We start from the raw sequence: 24,265 nt of genomic DNA, 5'->3' as shown, positions 1-24,265 counted from the left end.
CTCACCACATCCGACTGGCGGCCCCCGTGGCCTTCTCGGCAGAACGGGGCCGCCAGCTGCTACGAACGATCTGCCTCTACCGGGTCGCCAACCGATCGCCGTCAACGCCGCCGGCTCTTCCTCTCACACCGACCGGCCTCTACACACCCGGCATCACAGTTCCATCTGATGACGAAGTCGGACAGCGCTTCGCGCGTGACTCACGATCTGACACTGCAATACATACGCCGAGCAAGAGACCAAAGAAGGTACAGCAATGGCAACAGCACACTCTCATCTCAACGCCATATGGGCAAGCCTGTGGGCGTCGCACTACGAGATCAAGAAGATCCTCACGTTCTCCAATGTCCGAAAGCCAGCCGGTATCCAAGCCATGGCGATGAGCGGCGCAGCTGAAGGCACGTCGACCACAGACCGCTCCGAGCACACCGACGAGGCCGGGGCGGAGAAGGCTCCGGACCCCAGTGGACCCGGTTACACGCCTGCACGCCTGACGGGGCTGTTTCTCGGACCACTGCTCTTCACACTCACTCTCGTCTTCTTCAAACCTGACGGGCTGAGTTCTGAGGCGCAGGCAGTCCTCGCCAGCACGCTCTGGGTAGCGACATGGTGGATCACCGAGGCGATCCCCATCCCTGCTACATCTCTGCTTCCAGTGGTCTTGCTTCCTCTTACCCGAGCGCTCGACGGAGATTCGGTCGTTGCCGCCTATGGCAATGACATCATCTTCCTGTTCATCGGGGGCTTCACCCTGGCGATCGCGATGGAGAAGTGGAATCTGCACCAACGCATCGCACTCTCGATCGTCGCAGCGATCGGCACGAGCCCGCGCCGCATTGTTCTCGGCTTCATGGTCGCAACAGGCTTCCTCTCCATGTGGGTGTCCAACACCGCGGCCACAATGATGATGATCCCCGTCGGTTTGGCTGTCGCTTACCAGGCCGCGCGATCTCTGCGTGGAGGCGAGTACCACGACGAACTCCCCAAGTTCGAGAAATCGATCATCTTCGGCATCGGGTACGCGGCCACCATCGGAGGGCTGGGAACTCTGATCGGCACGCCACCTCTCGCCGTACTCTCTGCAACGGTCGGAGAATTGTTCGACGAGACCATTTCGTTCGCGCAATGGATGCTGTTCGGAGTCCCCATCGTCATCATTCTGCTGACTCTCACCTGGCTCTACCTCACAGGCGTGAAGTTCAAGGTCCGCTTCAAACAGCTGCCGGGCGGAGAAGAACTCATCAGGGACGAAAAGGCTGCCCTTGGAGCAACGTCGAGCCAGGAGAAGACAGTTCTCTGTGTCTTCATCGGTGTTGCCTTCATGTGGGTCACCCGCTCATTCATCTGGGAAGATCTGCTTCCGGGTATCAGCGACGGCGTCATCGGCATCATGGGTGCGATCGTTCTGTTCACGCTGCCGAGCCGCGGCACCCAAGAGAAGCGAATTCTCCGGTGGGAGGATTCCACCAAGATTCCGTGGGGAATTCTTCTACTGTTCGGCGGCGGCCTGGCCATTGCCGCAGGCTTCGTCGACAGTGGCCTCTCCGAGTGGATCGGCGAACAGCTGCGTAACCTGAACGGGATCAACATCCTCCTCGTGATCGTCATCTCCACCGCGCTCGTGCTGTTCCTCACGGAAATCACGTCAAACGCTGCAACTGCAACGATGATCCTCCCAGTCATGGCGGCTTTCGCACTTGCCCTTGGCATCCACCCGTACGCGCTGATGGTGCCATGCGCAATGGCAGCCAACTGCGCTTTTATGCTCCCAGTGGGGACACCACCGAATGCAATCATGTTCGGAACCGGGAAAATCACGATCCTGGAGATGGTGAGGACCGGATTCTGGATCAACATATTTGCCCTGGTGTTCATCATTGCAGCAGTGTTTCTCGTGCTCCCCTGGCTGTGGGGGATTGACCTGCTCTCGACGCCTGCCGCATTTATGTGAGAGGCCGTCGTGGATCCGAGAGATCAGCCGAGCCGATTTCAGCGTCCCTGACCTCGATCCGCGAGTTGCCCTGACGTCCAGCGGAAGCAAGGATGTGTGCATGGACGAGTCTCGAAGTGACCGCAGCAGTCAGCTGGCCGGATGCCGTGTGATTCTGACTGCCCAGCGGAAGGCCGAACAGTTTGCTGGTGCGCTCGAACGGCACGGTGCGACCATCGTGCACGCGCCCACACTGTCGGTCATCCCGAACATCGATGACCCTGAGCTCGTCGCACGCACGCGTGCCCTCATCGATGCTCGACCCGACGTCGTTGTGGTCACGACCGGCGTCGGCTTCAACGGCTGGGCCGAAGTCGCCGAGGCCGAGGGCCTCAGTGAACAGTGGCACGCCATGCTCTCAGGCGCCCGGATCATCGCCCGAGGTCCCAAGGCACGCGGCGCAATCCAAGCCGCCGGGCTGACACCAGCCTGGGTTGCTGAATCAGAGACCAACTCCGAGATCCAGGAGGTCCTGCTCGACGAGGGCGTGCGCGGCCTTCGGATTGCGGTGCAGCACCATGGTGCCGGCGCCGATGGTCTGGACGACGCCTTCGCCGCAGCCGGTGCCGAGGTCAGCTCTCTGGTGGTCTACCGGTGGGGCCCTGCGCCCGATCCGGAGGCCGTGGTGGCAGCCGTCGGCCTCGTCGCACAACGCCGTTGCGATGCCGTGGCCTTCACCTCGGCGCCCGGGGTCACCGCATTCCTGGATTCCGCTCGGGACCAGGATCTGCTGCCGGCGGTCCTCGCCGCTCTCGCCGACGAGAACGGTGTGCTCGCCGCGGTGGTCGGCAACGTCACGGGGGCACCGCTGGTGGAGCACGGAATCAGGCCGCTGACCCCCGAGAGGTTCCGCCTGGGTTCGCTCGTGCGTTCGATGGTCGCCGAACTTTCGGCGCGGAAGCAGGCAGGGGAAGACCGTCGCAGTTAAACTGCACGTTTCTCGTGCGAGTTCCGGGCCGGCAGCACTGCTACGCAGTCGCTGCGGAGGGGCGTGAGGATCGTCTCGGTCAGAGTCTCGAGTTGTTCGATCGCCTGCTGATCGAGTCGGTCGAAGACATGTCGGCGCACCTCGGCAACGTATGCAGGCTCGGTCTCCTCGACGATGAGAGTCCCAGCATCGGTCAGACGTGCGAGGGTCTTGCGGGCGTCGGCCAGGTCGGTCGAACGAGTGAGACAGCCCTGCTTCTCGAGTCGTGCCACGATCCGTGAGAGGTGGGAGGGCGTGACGTTTGCCGTTGCGGCAAGACGGCTCATATGAATTTCGCGCTCCTCGCTTGCAGAGAGCCAGCGCAGCACTTGGTACTCACAGTGGCTGAGCCCGGTGGTTCGCTGGAGGAAGGCGTCGAGTTCAGCAGGGAGCCACATCATGACGCCGACCAGTAGGTTCCAGGTGCGATCCTGCTGAGAGGTGAGGTGTGAGTCCGGCATCATATATGGAATCATAGCGTTGCTTTCCGTGGAAAGCATTTCTGCTAGAGTTACTTTCCGCAGAAAGAATCGTCTCTCCCGCTCAGCAAGGAAGTCCTATGAAAGCAGCACGTTTCCACTCCTACGGCGAACCGCGAGTCCTCACTGTTGAAGACGCCCCCGACCCACACGCGATTCCAGGGTCAGTTCGCATCGCTGTGCAGGCCGTCAGCGTCAATCCCATCGACTACATCATCCGTGCAGGCAGTGTGCGGGAGTTTCTGCCCTTGGATCTTCCTGCTGTCCCTGGGCGAGACGCCGTCGGCATCGTCGACGAAGTAGGCGATGGGGTCGAAGGGACCAGCGTGGGCGACCGCGTATTCGGTCTTGGCGGGGTGAGCGATACCAGCGGTGAATACGCCGTGCTCACCGCATGGAGTCACGCTCCTTCGGGGTGGTCCACTGCCCAGGCAGCTGCAGCAGGGCTCGCTTCGGCAACCGCGGCCGCAGCAATCGAGGAGCTCGGTGATCTCGATGGCCAGACCATCCTGATCGAGGGGGCGTCGGGGGCAGTCGGCACAGCAGCGGTCGCCATGGCCCTCGCTGCCGGAGCCACAGTGATCGGCACCGGAGGACAACGCAATCTGGACTACCTCACCACTCTGGGTATCACTGCGACAGTTTATGGCGATGGTCTTGCCGAGCGTCTGGTCCAACTCGCTCCCGAGGGAATCGGCGCTGCCGTGCACTTGGCGCCGTCCGCGTCCCTGCCTGACCTCGTCCAGATCGTGGGTGACCCGGCTCGCGTCGTTACTGTTATCGATGACGAAGGGGCGGCCCAGCTCGGCGCGAAAAAGGTCGACGCTCGGAACGAATCCGCCCTGATCGAACGCGGGGCCCAACTGGGTGAGCGCGGACTCTATACGCCGCGCGTGGACCTTGAACTCCCGCTGGAAGATATCGCCGAGGCACATGACAACGCCGAGAGCGGCAAGGGCAAGGTCGTCGTCATCGTTGCCGCCACAGACTGAGGGTGCAGCTCTCATCATCGGCCGGGTGAGCTAATCCGTATCGAGGCCGAAGCTGACGCCGGTGAGCTGCTCAGAGACCTCCCACAGGCGACGAGCAGTCGTGAGATCGCTGGCCTTCGCCGATCGTCCCACCAAGGTGGGGGATCCGCGCAGCTCCCCGCGACCGTCCGGACCGACATAGCTGGCCTCAGGGAGGTCCTGAGTCGCGGCGAACAGTGTGGGCAGGGCGCCGTGTTCACTGCTTTGGGCAAACAGCCGTCCTGCCAGATTCGCCGCGGCAACGAGGGCCTTGGGTTGACCTGTGGTCCCGAGGTTCGTTGCCGAATAGCCGGGATGGGCGGCTACGGAGCGAACCTTCGTACCGGCCCTGCGCAGGCGACGCTGGAGTTCGAGGACGAACAGCAGATTGGCCAGCTTGGATTGGCCATATGCCTCGGCGAATCCGTATCTGCGTCTGCTCAAGGTCAAATCGTCGAAATGGATCTCGCCTGCTTTGTGCGCGCCCGACGCCACAGTCACCACGCGATCGGAAATGTGTGGCAAGAGGAGGTTCGTCAGTGCGAAATGGCCCAGATGGTTGGTGCCGAACTGGAGGTCGAAACCGTCCTTGGTGCGAGCACCTCGGCGCCCGGCGACTCCGGCATTGTTGATCAGAATGTCGAGCGGACCGTCCCAGGACTGCACGAACGATCCGATCGAGGACAGATCGGCAAGATCGAGTTCTCGGACTTCAGTGCTTCCGCCCATGGTGCGCGCGGCATCCCTGCCGCGCTGCACATCGCGGACGGCCAGAACAACATGCGCTCCCGCGCGTGAGAACGCGGTCGCGGTGGCGGCGCCGACACCGCTGGTGGCCCCGGTGACGACCACGGTGCGGCCATCCAATGAGGGCATGTCCGCTGCTGTCCATTGATACTTCACCATGTCCCGAGGCTACGCAGTGGGCTTCGCAGGAACAAGGTCGCGACCAGACTCAGATAAACAGCCCGGACGCCTCCGCTTTCACGTCTCCTTCTCAATTCGATAGGTGAACGACCCGGTGTACTCATACACCCGACCCAGGGCAGGGACATCAACGGTGAGTCGTACGCACTGGCGAGCCGCCTCGGCGTCGAAGCGCTCACTCAGGGCGATCACCGGACGAATGACCTTCGGGACAGGCAGACGAATGGCCCCCAACCGCACCGTGACGCTACGGCTGCTCAGGCTCAGCCCACCGTCATCCGCCGCGACATCAAAGGCAGCCTCCACGAGGGCCGGTCGGCCAAGCACATCGACGACTCGGCCCGACTCAGACAGTGACACCGCGTCGACCATCGTCCATGTGCCCGACTCCAGTTCCAGGGTGCGGGCCGCGGTCTGATAGCCAGCAACAGTTCGGTTCTCGATCCGAAACGGGACCTTGTGGTGCATCCCGGGCACAATCACATGACGTCGTGCCAACCACCCGAGCAGCGGCCGCAGCCACCAACGTTCAGTGCCGAAGCGTTCGAAGATGCCTTCGCCGATGCCGACGGAGCCTGCGGGAATCGCTGCAAAGTAGCGTTGGAGCACCGGATGCAGTTCAGACAATTGGGAACCGAGAGTCCGCTCGTACGGCGATCTCGTCTCAGGCTCCATGCCTGCGAGTATATGTGTCGCTCAGGTCGGGCGGCGTGTGAGATTCACAGCCCCGAGAGCGGGATGTAGCGATCTGTGAACCGACCGGCATCATTGAGGACGTGTCCCACGCGTTTGGGGGTGCGCAGGATGACCTGGCGGCGCAGTTTGATTCCGGCCTGGGCCAGCGATGAGATCCTCTCCTCGAACACGTGCATGACGCTTAAGGTGCGCAGCCACACATCGAAGGACAGGTTGGCCGGCCCCGCCGACGTGCCGACATACCGGATCTCCGGATGCGCGGACAGCGCCGTTGCGACCGTGCTGAGTTGGCGCGGTGGGATGTCGGCGAAGTACCAGACGTGGACCGGCCATTCGCTCCACGCGCTGGTCACATCGGTGCGCAGCAGGAACTGCTTCGTGTGAACGAGCCGAGCGATCGCATCATGGACCTTCTGCTCGCTGACACCCAGTTCGCGTGCCAAGGCCGCAGCGGGCTTGCGCGCATCCCTGCCTAAACTGGCCATCAGATCACTGCGAAACTGCGGTTCAAGTGTTCGCGCGGCTCGAGCTCGCGGAGGACGTGGGGCAGGCAGCAAGGCGACCTCCTCGGCGTCCAAGGCCCTGAGATTCCAGTTGTCTCCCGTCTTCAGCGTCGATGTGGCAATGTGGGTCTGCACCTTCCGGATGCCAGGCAGGCTCGGCAGAGTGTCGAGCAGAACAGCCGCGAGAGACTCATCGTCTGGCGCGATCAACGTGGCGATCAGGCAGGTGCCCGATGATGTGACGTCCAAGGTCATCGCCATCGGAAGCTCCACCAGGGTCGCCGTAACCGCGGCAAGTGATCCGGGTTCGCATTCGATCTCGACGAAGGCGAGATTGCGGCTGATGTTGAATCCGGAAGGGTGCCCGATGACCTTCGCCACCCCAGCCGCACGCAGACGATCGTAGCGTCGGGACAAAACGGCAGGACTCTCTGCCAGGACCCGTGAAAGCTCGCTCCAGGTCGCTCTGGGGGCGAGCTGAAGTGCGTGAATCAGCCGGGCATCGCTGTCTGACATCAGGGAATCGATCACAATATCGTCAATTGTCACAGAATCATCGCGATCTGGCGTCCGGAGCACACTGCGTGACTAGCATCACTTGGCAGATCGTTCGACCCAACGACGGGAAACGACTCGATGCGAAAGGCACAACACATGGAGAAGACCACGTCGACTCTGGCACAGACGGTCAGCCATCCGCTGCTGTGGATCGGTGCGATCGCCGTCCTCGTCATCATCGCCGTCCAAAGCGTGATCTACCTGCGCGCAGCGAAGAGTGCCGCGGTCAAGGTGGGTATGAGCGGGACCGAGGTGAACACGGCCTTCCGCGCCGGTGGCATCTCGGCGATCGGCCCCTCGATCGCGGTCTGTTTGGTGGCGCTCGCCCTGCTTCCGCTCTTCGGCACTCCCAGCACGATCACCCGCCTGGGACTCATCGGCAGCGCCGCTTATGAGACGATCGCGGCCAACCTGGCCCTGGGCGTCATGGGCACCGGACTCGGTGAGCCCAACGTCGACGGCAACATGTTGGTGACGATGCTGCTGGCCCTGGCCATCGGCGGCAGCGGCTGGATGGTCGTCACCCTCATCATGACCCCGATCATGAAACGCGGCCTGGGAGAGGGAACAACCACGAAAACCGCACGCAAACGCTCGGCACGCTGGGCGCTCCTGCCGACCGCAGCGCTCCTGGGAGCCTTCTTCACTCTGGGTCTGAAGGAGTTCGCGGCCAGCTCAGATGCCGCGATCGTCTTCGTCACCTCGGCGGGCGTGATGCTCTTGCTCACGCTGGTCGCACAGTGGCTGAACAGACCCATACTGCGCGAGTTCGCACTCGGCGCGGCCATGATCGTCGCCATCGCCGTCGGCTACTTCATCTCATGAGATCCAGGGAGAACACCATGTCTGCAAGCACCAACCCCACCACAGCCAACCCCATGGCCGACTTCGACAAGACGACGTCCACATGGGGGCCGATCACCATGCTCGCCGGCATGGCCGCCATGCTCTCGGGCCCGCTCATGCTCGTCGCGTTCGGAGGTTACTCCATCGAGCCGATGACCCTGGTCGCCTGTGTCGTGGCGATCGCCGCGGTGATGGGCGTCATCTGGGTCATCGAACCCATCTCGTACTTCCCGATCCTGGGCCCCGGCGCGATGTACCAGGCCTTCCTCATCGGCAACATCTCCACGAAGCTCCTTCCCGCAGCCGTCACCGCGCAGGAGAGCATCAAGGCCAAATCCGGCACGCCTCAGGCGCAGATCGCAGCGGCCCTGGCCATCTGCTCGGCCGCACTCATCCATGTCATCGGCCTCATGCTCATCGTCGGCGTCTTCGGCCAATGGCTGCTCACCGTCATCCCCGCTGATGTGCTGGGTGCTGTGACCACGTACGTGGTTCCCGCAGTCCTTGGAGCCTTCGTGATGCAGAACGTCATCGGCAACCGCAAGCAGCCGAAGCTCATCGTCACGGCACTCATCGTCGGCATCGTCGTCATCTATGGGTTGGCCCCGCTGACGCCGGCCTTGGCCAACGCGGCTCCGTTCCTCGGTGTGGTCCTCACTGCCGTCATCGCGATGCTGATGTTCAAGCCCGCGCCCAAGGCCGAGGCGACCGATTCGACAGTCTCTGCCGAGGCGGGCGCACAGCAACTCGCGAGTCCGCGAGCTGAGGCGGCCAAGCAGGACTGACGCCGACCGGACCAAACTGAAGCCAGCGACACCACGCCACCAGTGAAAGGCACCACCATGACCGCAGACCCCACCACACCTACCCGTCAACCATTGGAAGCCGAACACCTGGACGCCATCGTCGAGAGAGCCGATGCCGCAGCGTCGGAATTCATCGCGATGGCGGATTCGATCTGGGACGACCCTGAGATGCGCTGGGAGGAGTTCCGCGCCCAGGACAAGCACCAGGCTGCTGCCCGGGCACACGGATTCACCGTCACCGAGGCCGTCGGAGGCATCCCGACTGCGTTCAGTGCCCATCGCGGCACCTCTGGACCGATCATCGCCTTCCTCGGCGAGTACGATGCCCTTGCCGACATCAGTCAGGAGGCCGGCAATCCTGCACGCACCCCCGACCCGGCGAACACCTCGGGCGACGGGCACGGCTGCCAGCATCATCTGCTCGGTTCCGGTGCGCTCATGGCTGCGGTCATCACTGCCGAGTACTTCGCGGCCGCCGGTATCGAAGCCCAAGTCCGCTACTACGGCTGCCCGGCTGAAGAAGCCGCCGCCGGTAAGACCTTCATGGTCCAGTCCGGTGCCTTCGACGACGTGGACGCTGCCGTCACCTGGCACCCGTTCCCGACCACCAACGCCAGGCAGCACCTGACCCTGTCGTACTCACAGGTCTACTTCCACTACACCGGGCTCGCCGCGCACGCGGGTGCCATGCCGCACCTGGGGCGCTCCGCCCTCGACGCGGTCGAACTGCTCAACGTCGGAACGAATTTCCTGCGTGAGCACATGCCCGACAGCGCCCGTGTCCACTACGCGATCACCGATGCTGGCGGCAGGTCTGCCAACGTCGTCCAAGCCCACGCCAGCGTCTACTACGTTGTCCGGGCCGAGGACACCCGGCAGATGCAGGACCTCTACGAACGTGTGGTCAAGATCGCCCGAGGTGCTGAGCTGATGACAGAGACTGAATTGGAGATCGAGTTCGACGGTGCCTGCGCCGAGGTGCTGCCCAACGAGGCACTCGAGCAGGCACTCAACGGAGTGCTGAACCAACTGGGGCCGGTGCCCTTCGACGCCGAAGATCAGGCTGCAGCCGCCGGGTTCGCCGTCAGTCTGGATGATCGTGCCATCGCCGAGGCGAAGCGCAACGTCGGATGGGCAGCTGATGACCAGCGAGCCATTCATGACGACATAGCCCCATTTCATCCAGATATGCCGCGTCATCAGGGAACCGGTTCCACTGACGTCGGCGATGTGAGCTGGGTGGTGCCCACAGTCCAGATCAGCTCGTCCACGGCAGCTCTCGGCACACCATTCCACGCCTGGCAGACGGTGGCACAGGGCAAACTGCCGTCCGCGCACAAGGGCATGATCCACGCGGCGAAGTCCATGGCGGCCACCGCGACGGCAATTGCAAGCAATCCTCAGCTCTTGGCCGATGCCCAACGTGAGCATGGCCAGATCATGGCCAAGACTCCGTACCTGCCGCCGATCCCAGACGGCGTCGTGGCACCGCCGCTGCGAAAAGACGGACGCTCGGCCGGGCAGTAGGGACCCGCGCGGTGGTTGAGACTGCGGCGGCCCCGGCGCACGACGCCTATTGGAGGTCGTCGTGCCCCGGCGTCTGTTCGATCTGCATGGCCTTGAACCGGTTGAGCCCACTGATGATATGTGTCTTGCTCACTGCCGCGACCCATTCCTTGTCCTCGGCCCGGGCCGCAGCGATGAGTTCATCGTGATGGTTCATGCTCGATGACACATCGTTGTCCGAGTATGACGCGAACAGCTTCGCCACCACGATGGGAATCATGAGGTTGTACGTCGTCGAAATGAGGGATTGGGCCGCACTGCTGCGGATGAAGATGGCGTGGAATTCGTTGTTCACCGAGGCGATGTGGTGCCGCGTCGTCGGATCGGACCCCAGGCTCTTCATCTGCTCGCTCAGCTCGGACAGTGAGGAAAAGTCATCCTCGGTCAGCCGTCCGACGCTTTCGGACATGACATAGGGTTCGATGACCGCACGTGAGCGGTAGATCTGTTCGATCTCCTCGGCGTCATAGCTGCGCACACGCGTTCCGCGGCGCGGTACGACCTCGACGACACCGACGCCCACCAATTCACGGAACGCCTCGCGAATGGGGGTCCGGCTCACACCGAGGCGGCCGGCGAGGTCATTCTCACGGATCCATGACCCGGGTGGCAGATCCCCGGACACCACCAAGCCGAGGATGCGTGAGCTGACTTCGGTCCAGTGCGAGTCGCCGAACTGAGGCGGCATCGCGTCATCGTCTAGAGGCATCGGGAACTATCCCCACGATGCGTTGGCGAGTTCCTCACGGGTGCCACCTCGGCTGACGAACGAGGAGACGGGGAAGCTCGTCTCTTCGATGAGACTTTCAGATATATGTCTGACACGGCTCAAGTCTATGTCGGTGGAGATGCCCATTCCATCAAGCAGGTGGATGAGATCCTCGGTTGCCATGTTGCCCAGCACACTCGGGTCCCCGGGGAACCACATGTCTCCGCCGAGCCCGGCCACCGAAGTTTCGAGCCAGTCGGCGCCGGCAGACAGGGCAGCCAAAGCATTCGCCGGGGCGAAGCCGTTGCGGTTGTGCAGATGCGCACCGACTTCCAGGTCTGGGAAATCGCGCTTGGTCTCGCTGATGCCGGAGAAGACCTCCAATGGGGTCTCCTCGCCGGTCGTCGTGGCGAGGTAGACGCCGTCGGCCCCGACCTCGAGCGCTTTCCGAACGACCTTGTCGCGTGCCGCCTTCGACACCGGTCCATAACAGGGGGAGAAGAAGGCGCAGGCGACGGCGACGATGAGTCGTTGTCCTGCACCTCGTGAGACCTCTCTGATCTCGTCCAGTTGCGCCAAGAGGCCGTCCGTCGTCGTCCCTTGGTTCTTCATCGCCATGCCGTCCTCTGCCGGGACGACGAACGTCAGCTCGTCGAGTTCGCACTGTGCGGCTCGAACCGCGCCTCTGGCGTTGGGAACGAGGGCGCGGAAGCGCACATCAGGGGGGCGGGGGATTCCGGCCAGCACAGCCTCGGCGTCGGCCAATTGCGGCAGAACCTTCGGGTGAGCGAAGGAGGCGACCTCGATCTCTTTGAATCCGGCGGCGATCATCTCGGACACGATGGCGATCTTGCGATCGGTGGACAGCGGCGCCTCGATTGCTTGGAGACCGTCTCTGAGTCCCACCTCGACGACGCGAGCACGCTCTGGCAGATTCCACATCAGCGGATCACACCCTTGTCTCTTAAATCTGTGAGTGCACCATGGTCGTAGCCGACCTCTGTGAGCACTTCGTCGGTGTCCTGGCCGAGCTCGGGCCCGACCCACCGCACGGCGGTGTCTGTGCGGCTGAGCCGGGGGAAGGCGTTCTGCATCGTGACCGATCCATAGTCCTTGCTCTCGACCTCGACGACGGACCTGCGGGCCTTGTACTGCGGATCGCTGAGCATATCTTCGACCCGGAAGATCTTCCCGACCGGCACGGAGTGCTCGTTGAGGAGTTCGACTAGGTCGTCGGCCTTGAATTGCATTGAGAACTCGGCGACCAGCTCGTCGAGTTCGGCTTGGCGCTCGCCCCTGGCTGTATGGGTGGAGTACTCCGGATCTTCGGCGAGTCTGGGGTTGCCCATGGCCGCGGCCAGGCGAGCGAAGACCGTGTCCTGATTGGCGGCGATGATGAGCCACTGACCGTCTGCGGTGGGGTAGACGTTGCTGGGCGCGATCTTGGGTAAGGTCGAACCGCTGCGTTCGCGTTGGATGCCGTCGTCTGCCCACTCGGGCACCATGGACTCCATCATTGCCAGGACCGATTCGTAGATCGCAGAGTCCACAACCTGGCCGAGGCCGCTGTTGTGCCTTTCCTGGAGTGCGGCGAGAACGCCGATTGTTCCGAACAGGGCCGCCAGGGAATCACCGATCGAGACACCGACCCGTGATGGGGGAGTGGACGGGTCTCCGACGACATAGCGCAGACCGCCCATGGCTTCACCGATGGACCCGTAGCCGGCCTGTTTGGAATAAGGCCCTGACTGGCCGAACCCGGAGACGCGCAGCATGATGAGTCCGGGGTTGTTCTTCTGGAGCTCTTCGTGGCTCAGCCCCCATTTCTCGAGTGAGCCCGGACGGAAGTTCTCGACGACGATGTCGGCGGACTTCGCCAATGCTCGTGCAGCTTCCTGGCCTTCTGGGGTGCGCAGGTTGAGGGTCACGGATTTCTTGTTGCGGGCCAGGACGGACCACCACAGTGATGACCCCTTGATGGTGGCCTGTCCCCATTGGCGCATCGGATCACCGTTCTTGGGGTCCTCGATCTTGATGACCTCGGCGCCCAGATCGCCCAACAGCTGTCCGCAGAAGGGACCGGCGATGAGCTGTCCCATCTCAAGAACGCGGATTCCCCTCAGCGGTCCTGTACCTGAGGGTCGCGATGTCACTTCGTTCACTGGTTCTCCTTTGAAACAACAAGTTGCATACAATCAATCGTTATTCTGAGGTATGCTTTCAATCGTTCCCAGCAATGGAGCCGATTCCAGAAACACCATACACGAATCTGTATGCAATCAACGAAGTTTGTCTACCAGGTAGGACCGGAACAATCATGACAAGTCGAGAAGTCAAAGAGGACTCTGCGCAGGCGGAGAAGGTGCAGGAGAGCGCGAGGTCATTCGATCGCACGATTATGGGGCTGCCAATCCTGGCATTCATTCCGATGGCGATCATCGCCCTCATCGCGGTGAGCCTCACATCTGAGGGGACCGGGATGACGGCGGCCTTCGCGGTAGTCATCTCCTTGGGCGGGATCCTGATGTGGGTGGGAAATTCCATCCCCTATTTCAAGGTGATCGGCGGCGGGGTCATTCTCTGCATCCTCGTTCCGGCGATCTTCAAATACGTCGGTGTTCTCCCTGGTTCCATCGAAGGCCTGGTGACCAGTTTCTATGACACCTCAGGGTTCGGGGAATTCGTCGTGGCGGCGCTCATCACCGGCAGCATCCTCGGGATGCCTCGCAGCCTGCTCATCAAGGCCGGCGCCCGAATTCTCATCCCGATCATCGTCACAATCGCTGCGTGCTTCACCGTGATCGGGCTGATCGGACAGGTCACCGGAGTCGGTGCGGGCTATGCGATCTTCTTCGTCGCCGGACCGGTTCTGGGTGGCGGCGTTGCAGCTGGAGCCATTCCGATCTCAGAGATCATCGCTCACAACAGCGGGGGATCCGCGGCCGAATACCTGACAGCCCTGGTGCCGGCGGTCGCGGTCGCCAACATCATGTGCATCATCATCGCTGCGGTCCTGAACAATGTGGGCAAGAAGCACGGGCACCGTCTCAAGGCATTCAACGGCAATGGGGTCCTCGCCCAGGGAGTTCGTCTGCCCGAAGCGACGGCTGAGAAGCTCGGCTCACCGGCGGCAGCGGTCAAGCTGGCCGCAATGGGCTTCTTCATCGCCGGCGCACTCTTCACCGTGTCGAACCTGCTCAGTGATCTGTTTCCAGTACTGCACGCCTACGTGTTCCTCATCCTCATCTGCGCACTGGCGAAGATCTTCGTCCCGATGCCGCAGTACGTGGAAGAGTCGGTCGACCTCTGGTACGTCTTCGTCGCCAACGCGATGATTCCTGCGATCCTCGTCGCCATCAGCGTGATTGCCATCAATATCGATGAAGTGCTCTCGCTGGTCTCGGATCCCGGATACATGGCGATGACTCTGCTGACCGTGGTCGTGGCTACCCTCGTTGCCGGTTTCGTCGGCTGGCTGGTCAAGCTGTACTGGATCGAATCGGCAATCTCAGCGGGGCTGGGACTGGCCGACTTCGGATCCAGTGGTGACCTTGCTGTGCTGCAGGCCTCGCAGAGGCTGAACCTGCTGCCGTTCCTGTCGATCTCCTCACGCATCGGCGGTGGCCTGGTCCTCGTTGCCTTGTCCGCGTTGGCCCCGTACCTGCTGTAGAGGTTGATTATCGGTAGGTGACCTGCTCTGGGATCTGGTGGCCGTGTTCATTGAACGATATGAGGCTGGTGCCGCTGCGACCGGTGATGATGCGCGTGATTCCGGTGTTGACGGTCACCCGGTTGAATGCCATCCACTGGTCGAAGCCGCCGCCGAGTAATCTGGCCGCCGTCCACGCGATTGCCCCGGCGCTGGAGACGACGATCGTGGATTCGCCAGAACTCATCGCCGCGCACGCGTCATCGAGGGCGGTGTTGACGCGGGTGGTGAACTCTGTGAACGACTCCGTATAGTCGCCGTCGTGGTCTCCGCTGGCCCAGCGGGCAGCCCCGCGTTCGAGCTCGGCCTGGAAGATCGTGGAATCCTTCGGCGCACGAGGATCGGGGTCACTCAGTGCTCCGGTGAGTTCCCAGGCCCGATACTCGTTCCAGCCCGAGTCGATATGAGGATCCAGGCCGATTCCGAGTCCGGCCTGGATGCCTTCGGCAGTCTGCCTCTGGCGCAGCATCTCACCGTGGATGATGCGAACCGGTGCGACTTCCTGCGCTGCGAGATGCTCGCCGGTGATGCGGCTCTGATCTTTGCCGAGAACGGACAGCCGGTCATAGTCATCGGTGCCGAATGATGCTTGGCCATGTCGGACCAGATACAGAACACTCATGTCTCTCCTCATCTCGACCGTCCGCCATCGGAGCCGGTGCGCACAATTGCCGATCGAGTTCGAGTCTACGGTGCCGATCGAACCTGAGCGATCGTTCGGTCGACACAATCTCGCGACACAGCGACCAGTGGCAAATAATGCTCAGAATGTATGAATGGCGGGCAGTTTCTGCATTGGACTGGCATAAATTGTTTTGGCAGGATGATCGAGGTCACAGTCAATCGATGCTCAAGGAGGACGCGATGGACAAGACGATGAGTCTGTCAGAGGCGATCAGCACCCATCTCAACGATGGAGATACGGTCGCGCTGGAGGGCTTCGGGCACCTCGTGCCAGTCGCTGCTGCACACGAGATCATCCGTCAGAAGTTCTCGAATCTCACCCTGGCGCGCATGTCCTGTGATGTCATCGTCGACCAGCTCCTCGGCGCGAACTGTCTTACGGGACTGATCGCTGCCTTCGTAGCCAACAGCTCGGCAGGCTCCCTCTACGAACTTCGTCGGAGAGTCGAGCATTCGGATCCGGAGCCGCTGTGGTTCGACGAATACAGCCACGGCGGAATGGTGGCCAGGTACCAGGCCGGAGCGTCGAAACTCCCATTCCAACCGATCGCCTCCTACCGGGGAAGCGATCTCGCCCAGAAGAATCCTCGGATCAAGGCCGTGGATGACCCATTCGGCGGCTCGCCGATCTATGTCGTCCCCGCCCTCAACCCGGACCTCACAGTCATCCACGCCCAACGTGCCGACTCCGCCGGCAATGTGCAGGCCTGGGGAATGCTCGGGATCCAGACAGAGGCAGCCTTCGCCGGCCGCCGGCTCATCGTCACCGTTGAAGAGATCGTCGACGAGTCCATCATCCGCTCCGACCCGAACCGCACGATCGTTCCCTCCCACGTCGTCGACGCTGTCGTTGAGGTGCCACGCGGCGCGCACCCGCACGCCGTGCAGGGATACTACGACCGCGATGACGCCTTCTCTCGCGACTGGTCGGCTCTGGCCCGTGATGCCGAGTCGGTCACGCAGTGGCTGCAGACAAACATCCACGACACTGCAGACCATGAGGAGTTCCTGGCCCTGCTCGGAGCCGACCACTTCGACAAATTGGGCATCCGTGACGCCTATTCGACACCCGTCAACTATGGAGGTCGGCAATGACCGCTGGCACACCTGAACACACCGACACGAAGAGCATCGGTGGGGGCATCACGAGCAGTGAACTGCTCACCATCCATTCGGCTCGAGCCCTCGCCGGACGCCGAGTCGTCTTCGCCGGACACGGACTGCCGACGCTGGCCACCTCACTGGCTCAGCGCACCGTGGCACCGGAGATCGAGATCGTCTACGAATCGGGTGTCACTGGGGCCAGGCCACCGGACCTTCCGCGCACCATCTCCGACTCTGTGCTGGTGCCGGGAGCCGCCTCGGTGATTCCGATGACCCACCTGTTCAACTATGTCCTGCAGGGGCAGCGGATCGACGTCGGCTTCCTCGGTGCAGCGCAGGTCGATCGTTACGGCAGCCTCAACTCGACTCTGATCGGTGATGACTGGGAACACCCTGACAGCAGGCTTCCCGGTTCCGGGGGAGCGATCGAGGCCATGGCCGGGGCCGCCGAGATCTTCCTCGTCATGCGTCGCCACACCCCGCGAACCTTCGTCGAGACCCTCGACTTCGTCACCTCGCCCAGCCCCCACCGGGCGGCACAGTATGAGGTCGGCACCATGCCCGCCGGTGCAGGAGTCACCCATGTGATCACGGACCTGGGAATCATGACCCGATTCGCCCAGGACGAAGAACTGACGTTGAGCGCGGTTCATCCAGGAGTCGACCCCGCCGAGGTCGTCCGACAGACCGGATGGGACCTGCAGGTCGCGACTGACCTCGAAACGACTCAGGCACCTACGCCCGAAGAGTTGGCCGTGCTCAGGGACGATCTCGACCCCACCCGCATCTATCTGCGCTGAGCTGAGCTGATCAAGCCGAGCGCGCTGAACGGTACTCGAGATAATCCACTTTGGCGTTTCTCGGAGTGCGGGTCTCAGACGCGAATGCGGTGGCGATGTCTCGCGCCTGGGCGGTTCCGGCGGTTCGGTTATCGGCGTTGTGCTCACCCTCGACGTCGTAGATGAGGTGGCTTTCGACATCTGTGATTCCGCAGTAGGCGAAGATGCCGATGTCGAGTTGGGCGTGCATCGCTTCCCCATACCCGTATTTGTCATACGTGCGCTGCTTGGAACCGCCGACTCCGAGGAGCGCTGCCGGTACGCGGGGGAGGAGCCCGGTCAGCGGCTCCTTGCCTCTGTCGGCAACACCCGCACCGTACTGATAGGCCCAGTCGCCGGTGAAGACCCGTTCGATCCACCCCTTCATCAGCGCCGGCATCGACCACCAGTAGACCGGGAAGACGAACGCCAACCGGTCTGCTGCCTCGACCCGCTGATGCATACCGGCGATGCCGGACGGGATCGGACCGCCCCAGAAGTGGGTGTGGTCCGCCTCGGTGAATCGTGGGTCGAAGTCCTCGTCGTGGAGGTCGAGGACATCGATCGAGTGATCTGCGGCCAGGAACGGTTCGTGGAAGGCATCCATCACCGCTCCCGGGTAGCTCGTGCGGATCGGGTGGGCGAAGACGGTCAGCAGGTGCATGGATCTCCTCTCATCAGCACGGTGCTCGCCGCGCTGCGGGCCGCAATGATGGCCTGCGGGCCCAGGTATGAGGCTGTCGATGTTGCTCCCTCGAAAATGATGAGCAGTTCATCGGACACAGTCTCATCCTCGCGGCCGAGTTCGCTGATGACGAGGCGGCCGATGAGCGAACGTAGTCGTTGCCGATATTCCGCGACCACCGTGGAGACCCCAGCCCCGGCGCTCAGTGCATCGGCTTCTCCCTGAGCACGCAGAAACAGGCAGCCGCGGGCACCTTCTGCTTCGATCCATCGTTCAAGGTCAGTGAGCAGCTCGTCGAAGGTCGACGCCGTACACGTGCTGAAAAAGCGCTCCATCCGGGCCTCGAGGACGGCGACCGTGAGTCCGGCCTTGCTGCCCAGATGCTTGTACAGGGTCCTTGTGGAGACGTTGGCCGCCTCGGTGAGGGTGTCCATGCCGGTTGCGGCGAAGCCGTGCCGGTCGAAGACGGGCTCACAGCTGGCGACGATGTCGGTGCGTGTAGTGGGCATGAGCGCAACTGTACAACGAACGTTTTACTTTGGCGAGGCCCGGAGACGGCGAAATCGGAGGCGCGGTGGTCAAACTGTGGTCAAAGGTCTGATGAACATGCCGCTGGAATGAGGGTAAACCTCGGTGGAGGTGACGATTTCGGGTGACCCGGCGACGGTGTTGGTCTATGCTGGCCAAGTTGCCGGAAGCGACCCACAAGGTCGAAGCTCGCTCTTGTGCGTGCCGCTTCTGCACTGCGCATGGTCGCCGATTCCTTCACAAAGGGGTCAGGGCACGCATCATCGCAGACGTCACCGCACCAACCTTCGCGTGGCCTTCAGTCCTGACCGAGCGCTGTCTCGAGCACCATTCGGTGCACGAGCAGTGATCGCCGAAATTCGATGACAGCACTGGTTCTCAGCCGGCCGTCACACGACCTTAAGGGATCAATCATGACGACTACGACCGAAACTGCCGCAGAGTCGGCACAGACCTCTGCTCCTGCCATCACCGATGGGGAGATCTTCGCCGCACACGAAGGCGGAAAACTCTCCGCCGAGCTCACTCGACCGCTCGAGACCCAGCGCGATCTCTCGATCGCCTACACGCCGGGCGTGGCCAAGGTCTGCACTGCGATCAAGGACGAGCCGGAACTGGCTCGCACCCACACCTGGACCGGCCGCCTCGTCGCCGTCATCTCCGATGGCTCGGCTGTGCTTGGCCTCGGTGACATCGGCCCCAAGGCCTCTCTGCCCGTCATGGAGGGCAAGTGCGCGCTGTTCAAGAGCTTCAGCGGACTCAACGCGATCCCGATCGTGCTTGATACCAAAGACACCGACGAGATCGTCGAGACCATTGTGCGCATGGCTCCGACCTTCGGCGCCGTCAACCTCGAAGACATCTCCGCGCCTCGCTGCTTCGAGATCGAGGACCGCGTCAAAGCCGCCCTCGACATTCCCGTTATGCACGATGACCAGCACGGAACCGCCGTCGTCGTGCTCGCCGCGCTGACGAATGCGCTGCGCGTGGTCGACAAGCCATTCGAGTCACTGCGTGTCGTCGTCTCAGGAGCTGGTGCAGCCGGTGTGGCCGTCGTCAAGATTCTGCGTGATGCCGGTGTCGACGACGTCGTCGTCCTCGACTCCAAGGGCGTTGTGGAAGCTGGCCGCAGCGATCTCACCGAAACGAAGCAGGCACTCGCCGCCGAGACGAACCCACGGGCCATCTCCGGCGGAATCGACACAGCGCTGAACGGTGCCGATGCGTTCATCGGAGTCTCCGGCGGCACCATCGACGAGGCGCACCTGTCGCAGATGGCTGATGACGCGATCATCTTCGCCCTGTCCAACCCGAACCCGGAAGTTCTGCCGGACATCGCCGCGAAGTACGCCACAGTGGTGGCCACCGGACGCAGCGACTTCCCGAACCAGATCAACAACGTCCTCGCGTTCCCCGGAATCTTCCGCGGAGCCCTGGACGTGGGAGCCACCGACATCACAGACGCGATGAAGCTCGCCGCTGCGCGTGCCATCGCCGACCTGGTCGGCGATGACCTGCGACCGGACTACATCGTGCCCGGCGCGATGGACGAGCGGGTCGCTCCAGCCGTCGCTGCTGCGGTTGAGGCCGCTGCGGATGCCGAAGGCGTCGCGAGGCGCTGACTCGGCATTCGATGAGATGAGAGCTTCGGGCTCGGCGGGCAGATGCCCTCCGAGCCCGAAGCTCTTTCTGGTGTCTGTGATCGCTGGGACCCTCTTGGGAGGGTGGATCGGTCGAGGCTGACGAGGTCAGTCGTCGGTGACGGTGATTGTGACCTCGATGTTTCCGCGTGTGGCATTGGAATACGGGCAGACTTTGTGAGCCTTGTCGGCCAACGCCTGGGCCTCGGTCTGCTCCAGGTGAGGGAGAGTGACCTCGAGTGCGACGGCGAGCTGGAAGCCGCCCTCATCATTCTTGCCGATGCTCACCTGTGCCCCGACGGCGGAGTCGTCGATATTTGCCTTGGCTTGTCCGGCGACGAGGCGAAGGGCCGAGTGGAAACACGCGGCATAGCCGACGGCGAAGAGCTGTTCCGGGTTCGTGCCTTTGCCGGACCCTCCCATCTCGGTTGGGGTGGCGAGGTCGAGATTGACCTTCCCGTCGCTTGTGCGTCCGTGCCCGTCGCGTCCTTCTCCTGTGGCCAGCGCCTCTGCGGTGTAGAGAGCCTTCATGATCAGTCCTTTCATCGGTGATGCATTGTGTGGTGTGTCGTGGGGGTCTCGCGGAGATTGCGCGTCAGGGATTGCAGTGCGTCGAGCAGATCCGACATCTCGTCGGTGTCGATCTTCGTGCGTTCGGCCAGATCGCGCGGAATGCAATCGGCATCGGATCTGGCGGCTGCTCCCCGCGACGTGAGATCGACGAACACGCTGCGGGAGTCCGCTGTCGAGCGTCGGCGGGTGACAAACCCGAGACCCTCGAGGCGAGTCAGCAGCGGCGAAAGGGTTCCCGAATCGAGCTGCAGTCGTGAACCCAGCTCCTTGACCGAGAGGCCTGTGCTCCTCGTCCCGGGGTCATGGTTCGGTGCGGCTCTGTTGTCCTGCGACGAGTTCCCCGAAGGGCAGTGCTCCCACAGGGCCAACATCACTACGTACTGCGGATAGGTGATGCCGAGATCGTCGAGGAGATCACGGTAGGTCGAGGTCATCGCTCGAGAGGCCGAGTAGAGGGCGAAGCAGAGCTGCCTGTCGAGTGCGAGCGGGTCCATGCCTTAATGGTTGCACACAATTAAATTGTGCACAACTGAAATTTTGAACCGCTGATTCCCAGGCGGATGCTGATGGGGTCGCTCGGAGTCGGCTGCTTCGATCGGTGCCTGCATGCGTGCAAGTTCCTGTCAGCACGCAAACGGGCGCCAGTGCGAAATTTCGCACTGGCGCCCGTCTGCGCATATCAGGTGGTCGTTTCAGAAGACCTGCCGCAGGCTGTTCGCCTCAGGCATCGTCGGCGGGTGAATTCCAGTCTTCGGTGCGCGCCTGCTGGGCGGCGCGGTCGAGGGCCGACTTCGTGTCAGCTCGGGCGCTCTGTGCCGCCTTCGACACAGACTGCTGCTGAGACTGGGGCCCGGTGGCTCCGTGCAGCCCGGTGGTGTTCTTCGCATCCTCGGATGCGTTGGCCGCGAACAGAGTGTTCCTGATCTCCTGCGTCATCTCGCCCAGGCCGCCCGGGTTTGAGGGCATGAACAGCACATTCGAGCGGCCCTCCTGGGCCACGTTCTGCATGGTGTCGAAGTACTGAGTCATCATGAGCAGCTGCTCGGCGGTCTTGTCGATACCCACTTCCTGCAGCTTCGCGTACTGTTCGGCGATACCTTCGGCAATGGCCTTGCGCTGAGCGGCCACGCCCACGCCGTGCAGTCGCATCGCTTCGGATTCGGCCTGAGCTTGGGTGACTCGCTTGATCTTGTCGGCCTCGGCCAGGGACTGCGCGGCGACCTTATCGCGCTGTGCGGCATTGATCGAGTTCATGGAGTCGCGGACCTTCGAGTCCGGGGTGATATCCGTGACCAGGGTGCTCACGATCTTGAACCCGTACCGGCGCATCGATTCCGAGAGGCGACGTTCGACGTTTTCAGCGATATCGTCCTTCGACTCGAAGGCCGTGTCCAGGGTCAGTCCCGACAGGGCGGAACGCACGGTGTCGAAGACATAGGATCGGATCTGCTCCTCGGAGTTCGCCAGCTTGTAGTAGGCGTCGGTGACGTTGTCTTCCTCCACGACGTATTGAACGGCCACCGGAACGGTGACGAAGACGTTGTCGCTCGTCTTCGACTCGATGTTGACCTCAAGCTGCTGAACTCGCAGCGATATCGGCTTGCTGGTGGTTTCGACGAGCGGCATCTTGAAGTTCAGGCCCGGCTTCGCAACCTTCTTGAACTTGCCGAATCGCTCGACGATGATGTTCTCCTGCGTCTTGACCGTGAAGAACAAGCTGGTCCTCAGCTTGCCGAACAGCAGGACGGCAAGAATGAGGACGATGACGATAACGACGATGACGCCGCCGGTGAGAATTTCCATGGCTCCTCCGAGCTTGGGTAGGTGCGGTGCTTCGGACAACATCTGTTGCTGACCACTCTAGTGACAACGGCGGGTCCTGTGTCAGGGTTCTCAAAATCAATCGGTGGCAGTACATCTGATGTCAGACGTATAATGGAGGTCCGGTGCTAATCGATCTGTGGAGGGCGAGGATGGCGAAGGCAACGACATCTGATCGGATCAAGGATCTTATTCTCTCCGATGGGCTCAGGCCCGGCGATCTCCTGCCCACCGAAGGGGAACTGTGCGACCGCCTCGGCGTCTCCCGATCGAATATCAGGGAAGCCATCCGCAAGCTGTCGACACTCGACATCGTCGACGTCCGGCACGGGCACGGAACCTATGTCGGCGAGATGTCCCTCGACGCGCTCGTCGAGGCACTGGTCTTCCGCGGAGTGCTCAGTCCCGGCGATGACCTGCGCGCCCTGCGGGACGTCGTCGAAGTCCGCCGGGCCCTCGACTTCGGAATGTCCGAGGCGATAGTGAGAAGTCTCCAAGGCACTACGAACCCTGAGCTCTCAGCGCTGGTCGATGACATGGTCGCCATGGCCAAGGAGGGGCGCTCGTTTCCCCAGCAGGATCGGGCATTCCACACGGGGCTGCTGTCGGCCTTGGACAATTCGCTCGTCGGCCAGCTCGTCGCTGCCTTCTGGGACGTGCACACGGCAGTGCTTCCCCGGCTCAACGTCGCAGTGGCCGCCGATCTGGAACAGACCGCACAAGCGCACGGTCAGATGCTCGAGGCAGCCCAAAATGGAGATGTCGGGGCCTTTCACGCTGCGATCACAGTCCACTATGACCCGATTGCCCGAGCCCTCGACCGCGACGTCGTTTGAGAGAAGAGAACTGATGGAAGTCATCATCGCCCCTGAACACGAGCTGTCCACTCTCGTCGCCGACGCAATCGAGCGTCTTGTTCGCGAGGAGCCTTCACCCGTACTGGGCCTGGCAACCGGATCGAGTCCGCTCAGCGTCTACGATGAGCTGACGCAGCGTCACGAGCAGGACGGACTCTCGTTCGCCGGGGTTCGCGGCTTCATGCTCGACGAGTATGTGGGGCTGCCGGCCTCGCATCCGCAGTGCTACCGCAACGTGATCGACGCCGAGTTCGTCTCCCGTGTGGACTTCGCCGAGGGGGCGGTGCAGGGCCCGGATGGGACGGCTGAAGACCTCGGTGCGGCCGCGGCTGACTATGACCGTGCCATCGCCGAGGCTGGGGGAGTCGACCTGCAGATCCTCGGCATCGGCACCGATGGCCACCTCGCCTTCAATGAACCCGGATCGTCCCTGTCCTCACGGACGCGGGTGAAGACCTTGGCCCGGCAGACGCGGATCGACAATGCTCGCTTCTTCGATGATGATATCGACGCAGTCCCGCAGCACTGTCTGACTCAGGGCTTGGGAACGATTCTCGAAGCCCGTCACCTCGTGCTCATCGCTACCGGGGGTCACAAGGCAGAGGCAGTGCACCAGATGGTCGAAGGTCCGGTCTCATCGATGTGGCCGGCCACCGTGCTGCAGATGCATCCCCATGTCACGATCCTCGTCGACGACGAGGCCGCGTCTCGACTGCAGCTGGGCGACTATTACCGACACACCTACGCAAGCAAGCTCGACGGGCAGAGGCTCTGAGCTCAGGTCCTGCC

Annotated in this window: 25 protein-coding genes; 12 read left to right on the top strand and 13 right to left on the bottom strand. The window is 62.5% G+C overall.

The features are described from left to right. The first annotated feature begins 256 nt into the window (after positions 1 to 256). Together JTF07_RS10870 and JTF07_RS10865 are read left to right on the top strand one after the other, a co-directional pair. Positions 257 to 1,951 carry an SLC13 family permease gene (locus JTF07_RS10870; protein ID WP_252199744.1) on the top strand — a complete coding sequence of 565 codons (1,695 nt, stop codon included), beginning with the start codon at positions 257 to 259 and terminating at the stop codon, positions 1,949 to 1,951. A 100-nt stretch (positions 1,952 to 2,051) separates the two neighbouring features. Further along, positions 2,052 to 2,918: a uroporphyrinogen-III synthase gene (locus tag JTF07_RS10865; protein WP_204234294.1), complete on the top strand. Its 867-nt coding sequence runs from the start codon at positions 2,052 to 2,054 to the stop codon at positions 2,916 to 2,918. Here the strand turns inward: JTF07_RS10865 and JTF07_RS10860 are convergent. After that, positions 2,915 to 3,421 (bottom strand): MarR family winged helix-turn-helix transcriptional regulator, encoded by a 507-nt coding sequence (locus JTF07_RS10860; protein ID WP_252199743.1) that lies wholly within the window; start codon positions 3,419 to 3,421, stop codon positions 2,915 to 2,917. The genes JTF07_RS10865 and JTF07_RS10860 overlap by 4 nt on opposite strands. A 95-nt stretch (positions 3,422 to 3,516) precedes the next feature. Between JTF07_RS10860 and JTF07_RS10855 the strand changes: the two genes are divergently transcribed. Next, on the top strand, positions 3,517 to 4,428 hold the full coding sequence (locus JTF07_RS10855; RefSeq protein ID WP_204234293.1) for an NADP-dependent oxidoreductase: 912 nt from the start codon (positions 3,517 to 3,519) through the stop codon (positions 4,426 to 4,428). A gap of 30 nt (positions 4,429 to 4,458) precedes the next feature. On the opposite strand, the gene JTF07_RS10850 is transcribed toward JTF07_RS10855, so the two are convergent. From JTF07_RS10850 to JTF07_RS10840, 3 genes are all read right to left on the bottom strand, one after another. Continuing rightward, positions 4,459 to 5,352, bottom strand: coding sequence for an oxidoreductase (locus tag JTF07_RS10850; protein WP_204234292.1), 894 nt, complete (start codon positions 5,350 to 5,352; stop codon positions 4,459 to 4,461). Positions 5,353 to 5,430: 78 nt separating this feature from the next. Next, positions 5,431 to 6,048 (bottom strand): DUF4166 domain-containing protein, encoded by a 618-nt coding sequence (locus JTF07_RS10845; RefSeq protein ID WP_204234291.1) that lies wholly within the window; start codon positions 6,046 to 6,048, stop codon positions 5,431 to 5,433. Between the two features lie 44 nt (positions 6,049 to 6,092). Continuing rightward, complete coding sequence (locus JTF07_RS10840; RefSeq protein ID WP_204234290.1) at positions 6,093 to 7,088, bottom strand: Lrp/AsnC family transcriptional regulator; 996 nt, start codon at positions 7,086 to 7,088, stop codon at positions 6,093 to 6,095. 138 nt (positions 7,089 to 7,226) lie between these two features. On the opposite strand from JTF07_RS10840, the gene JTF07_RS10835 reads away from it, so the two are divergent. Genes JTF07_RS10835 through JTF07_RS10825 form a run of 3 tightly spaced genes read left to right on the top strand, consistent with a single transcriptional unit; the run spans position 7,227 to position 10,309 of the window. Beyond that, the gene (locus JTF07_RS10835) at positions 7,227 to 7,955 is read left to right on the top strand and encodes a DUF5058 family protein (protein WP_204234289.1); all 729 of its coding nucleotides are present in this window, start codon (positions 7,227 to 7,229) and stop codon (positions 7,953 to 7,955) included. A gap of 17 nt (positions 7,956 to 7,972) precedes the next feature. Further along, on the top strand, positions 7,973 to 8,761 hold the full coding sequence (locus JTF07_RS10830) for a hypothetical protein (RefSeq protein ID WP_204234288.1): 789 nt from the start codon (positions 7,973 to 7,975) through the stop codon (positions 8,759 to 8,761). Between the two features lie 57 nt (positions 8,762 to 8,818). Continuing rightward, positions 8,819 to 10,309: an amidohydrolase gene (locus JTF07_RS10825; protein ID WP_204234287.1), complete on the top strand. Its 1,491-nt coding sequence runs from the start codon at positions 8,819 to 8,821 to the stop codon at positions 10,307 to 10,309. A gap of 46 nt (positions 10,310 to 10,355) precedes the next feature. Here the strand turns inward: JTF07_RS10825 and JTF07_RS10820 are convergent, their stop codons facing one another. The 3 genes from JTF07_RS10820 to JTF07_RS10810 are packed head-to-tail and all read right to left on the bottom strand — an operon-like array spanning position 10,356 to position 13,219. Next, complete coding sequence (locus JTF07_RS10820) at positions 10,356 to 11,057, bottom strand: GntR family transcriptional regulator (protein WP_204234286.1); 702 nt, start codon at positions 11,055 to 11,057, stop codon at positions 10,356 to 10,358. A gap of 6 nt (positions 11,058 to 11,063) precedes the next feature. Next, the gene (locus tag JTF07_RS10815; protein ID WP_204234285.1) at positions 11,064 to 11,999 is read right to left on the bottom strand and encodes a hydroxymethylglutaryl-CoA lyase; all 936 of its coding nucleotides are present in this window, start codon (positions 11,997 to 11,999) and stop codon (positions 11,064 to 11,066) included. Then, a complete protein-coding gene (locus JTF07_RS10810; RefSeq protein ID WP_204234284.1) occupies positions 11,999 to 13,219 on the bottom strand; it encodes a CaiB/BaiF CoA transferase family protein in 1,221 nt (406 codons plus the stop codon). Before JTF07_RS10810 ends, JTF07_RS10815 begins: the two co-directional genes overlap by 1 nt. 155 nt (positions 13,220 to 13,374) lie before the next feature. Here JTF07_RS10810 and JTF07_RS10805 point away from each other — a divergent pair, with 155 nt between their 5' ends. Continuing rightward, positions 13,375 to 14,727 carry a 2-hydroxycarboxylate transporter family protein gene (locus JTF07_RS10805; RefSeq protein ID WP_213018797.1) on the top strand — a complete coding sequence of 451 codons (1,353 nt, stop codon included), beginning with the start codon at positions 13,375 to 13,377 and terminating at the stop codon, positions 14,725 to 14,727. A gap of 7 nt (positions 14,728 to 14,734) precedes the next feature. On the opposite strand, the gene JTF07_RS10800 is transcribed toward JTF07_RS10805, so the two are convergent. After that, positions 14,735 to 15,388 carry a histidine phosphatase family protein gene (locus tag JTF07_RS10800; protein WP_204234283.1) on the bottom strand — a complete coding sequence of 218 codons (654 nt, stop codon included), beginning with the start codon at positions 15,386 to 15,388 and terminating at the stop codon, positions 14,735 to 14,737. A 224-nt stretch (positions 15,389 to 15,612) separates the two neighbouring features. Here JTF07_RS10800 and JTF07_RS10795 point away from each other — a divergent pair, with 224 nt between their 5' ends. Then, the gene (locus JTF07_RS10795) at positions 15,613 to 16,545 is read left to right on the top strand and encodes a CoA transferase subunit A (protein ID WP_252199742.1); all 933 of its coding nucleotides are present in this window, start codon (positions 15,613 to 15,615) and stop codon (positions 16,543 to 16,545) included. Further along, positions 16,542 to 17,354, top strand: a complete 813-nt coding sequence (locus JTF07_RS10790) for a CoA-transferase subunit beta (RefSeq protein WP_204234282.1) — start codon at positions 16,542 to 16,544, stop codon at positions 17,352 to 17,354. The genes JTF07_RS10795 and JTF07_RS10790 overlap by 4 nt, the downstream gene beginning before the upstream one ends. A gap of 10 nt (positions 17,355 to 17,364) precedes the next feature. Here the strand turns inward: JTF07_RS10790 and JTF07_RS10785 are convergent, their stop codons facing one another. Next, positions 17,365 to 18,036, bottom strand: a complete 672-nt coding sequence (locus tag JTF07_RS10785; protein WP_204234281.1) for an NAD(P)H-dependent oxidoreductase — start codon at positions 18,034 to 18,036, stop codon at positions 17,365 to 17,367. Continuing rightward, complete coding sequence (locus JTF07_RS10780) at positions 18,024 to 18,566, bottom strand: TetR/AcrR family transcriptional regulator (RefSeq protein ID WP_204234280.1); 543 nt, start codon at positions 18,564 to 18,566, stop codon at positions 18,024 to 18,026. The genes JTF07_RS10785 and JTF07_RS10780 overlap by 13 nt, the downstream gene beginning before the upstream one ends. A gap of 432 nt (positions 18,567 to 18,998) precedes the next feature. On the opposite strand from JTF07_RS10780, the gene JTF07_RS10775 reads away from it, so the two are divergent. Then, entirely contained in the window at positions 18,999 to 20,207 is a 1,209-nt protein-coding gene (locus JTF07_RS10775; protein ID WP_204234279.1) for an NAD(P)-dependent malic enzyme, read from the top strand. Between the two features lie 126 nt (positions 20,208 to 20,333). Here the strand turns inward: JTF07_RS10775 and JTF07_RS10770 are convergent, their stop codons facing one another. From JTF07_RS10770 to JTF07_RS10760, 3 genes are all read right to left on the bottom strand, one after another. Continuing rightward, positions 20,334 to 20,756, bottom strand: coding sequence for an organic hydroperoxide resistance protein (locus JTF07_RS10770; protein ID WP_143923618.1), 423 nt, complete (start codon positions 20,754 to 20,756; stop codon positions 20,334 to 20,336). 11 nt (positions 20,757 to 20,767) lie between these two features. Beyond that, a complete protein-coding gene (locus JTF07_RS10765; protein ID WP_204234278.1) occupies positions 20,768 to 21,292 on the bottom strand; it encodes a MarR family winged helix-turn-helix transcriptional regulator in 525 nt (174 codons plus the stop codon). A gap of 226 nt (positions 21,293 to 21,518) precedes the next feature. Beyond that, positions 21,519 to 22,601: an SPFH domain-containing protein gene (locus JTF07_RS10760; protein ID WP_204234277.1), complete on the bottom strand. Its 1,083-nt coding sequence runs from the start codon at positions 22,599 to 22,601 to the stop codon at positions 21,519 to 21,521. Positions 22,602 to 22,771: 170 nt separating this feature from the next. Between JTF07_RS10760 and JTF07_RS10755 the strand changes: the two genes are divergently transcribed. After that, positions 22,772 to 23,455: a FadR/GntR family transcriptional regulator gene (locus tag JTF07_RS10755; RefSeq protein WP_204234276.1), complete on the top strand. Its 684-nt coding sequence runs from the start codon at positions 22,772 to 22,774 to the stop codon at positions 23,453 to 23,455. A gap of 13 nt (positions 23,456 to 23,468) precedes the next feature. Beyond that, complete coding sequence (gene nagB / locus JTF07_RS10750) at positions 23,469 to 24,251, top strand: glucosamine-6-phosphate deaminase (RefSeq protein ID WP_204234275.1); 783 nt, start codon at positions 23,469 to 23,471, stop codon at positions 24,249 to 24,251. The last annotated feature ends 14 nt before the right edge of the window (positions 24,252 to 24,265 follow it).

This window comes from Brevibacterium sp. RIT 803 (genome assembly GCF_016892625.1).
GTDB lineage: Bacteria > Actinomycetota > Actinomycetes > Actinomycetales > Brevibacteriaceae > Brevibacterium.
Note: the sequence above shows the minus strand (reverse complement) of the source record. Positions and strands in the feature narration are given on the sequence as shown.